Genomic DNA, 1,502 nt, shown 5'->3' with positions numbered 1-1,502 from the left:
GTAATCCTGTCATTTTCCGAATGTGGGAAAATCCCTGTCCGGTTTTTAAAGTTCCGCTTGTCAGAATCGCTCCCATTCCTCTGCTCCATAACATCTGGTCCAGATACTGTGGAATCCGTCTGCTGGATGCACACAATATAATCCGGTGGTCATGGTCCTGCTTCAGATGCAGCACATACTTCTTATCCTGATGGAAAAAGCATTCCAGCACACTTTTGGTTTCTTCCAGCTTGTTTCTGATCCACTTTGGAATCTTCTTTTCTAATTTTTCTATGATCTTATTCATGGTCTGTATCCCCTCATATAAATACATTGCACACTCTTCTGTCATGTGGAATTCTTCTTTTATCCCATATCTGGTTCTGTGGTTTTCTCCTATGATGTCCAGCACCATCCGGATCGTCCCGGACAGTTTTCTTATCTCCGGGCCTTGGTACTCATTCCCAAGATAAAAGCAGATTTCTCGGATATCGTCATAACAGAGGCTCTTCCCAAACATCTGCTTTGCCGCATCCGGCAGCTTATGTGCTTCATCGACAATCAATGCTCGGTAGTCTTTTAATAACGGGCGGTAATCCTGCAGCCTGTGATAACCATCAGCCAGCAGATAATTGTGATTACAGATCTGAATGAACATTTCATGATCTCTGGAACGCTCCAGATACTGCTGATACCTGCATGAGCCTCTTTTCGGGCAGTCTCCCGAACAGAACTTCGGTACACTCACCATCCTTCTGTCAAACCCACTTAAGTTGGACACTTCGTCCATATCATAATGTTCTTTCAACGACAGCAGAGCTTCTTTCTGCAACGCATTTTTGTTTTTTTCTTCGATTGCAACGATTCGGTGCTCCAACCTCTCATCGCAGACAAAATGCTCTTTCCCTTTTCGTATCACAGCTTTAATAGGGGCCTGAATCGTCCCGTTCTCCTGAAGAATCCGGGAGAGAAAAGGGATATATTCTGTAAGAATTGCTTTCTGGAGTGCAATGCTGGAAGTGGATATCACGACCGGACGCTGCTCATAAGGGGAACATCCTTCTGCAAGGAGGGAATATTTTCTCATCAGAACACAGGCCACCAGATAGGCATACGTCTTGCCGATACCGACACCCGCGTCACACAGTGCTATGTTTCTTCCCAGCAGGTTATCCAGCATTTTGTGGCATAACATAATCTGTTCTTCCCTTACTGCCATTCCATGTTCCGGGAACAGCACTCGGAAAATAGTATCAATTTCTCGATGCGCTCTATTGAGATATTCTCTTGTGTAATACATAATTTGTTACCTGATATGCGTGCTGATATCACATCAATACGGCTGTAAAGGATTTCTCCCTACAGCCGTATGTATCTGATATCAACGACACATTCTTCCTTGATTTCTTATACTTTTGATTTTTGGCGTTGTATTTGTCCTCGACTCCCCCATTGCCTTACGGGAACATTACAGGCGGATGCTTGGCATTGCACCGCTCACGGATTTTCTAAAAGTCTTGCTG

1 protein-coding gene is annotated in these 1,502 nt (G+C 44.3%); it reads right to left on the bottom strand.

Going from position 1 to position 1,502, the window contains the following annotated elements; translation table 11 throughout:
* Positions 1-1,279: ATP-dependent DNA helicase (locus tag DXC04_RS14605; protein ID WP_118661274.1), on the bottom strand; the 1,279-nt coding region annotated here is incomplete at its 3' end.
* Positions 1,280-1,502 lie beyond the last annotated feature (223 nt).

This window comes from Dorea sp. OM07-5 (assembly GCF_003481355.1).
In the GTDB taxonomy this organism is placed as follows: domain Bacteria; phylum Bacillota; class Clostridia; order Lachnospirales; family Lachnospiraceae; genus Dorea_D; species Dorea_D hominis.
This window is presented reverse-complemented; position numbering and strand designations above follow the sequence as displayed.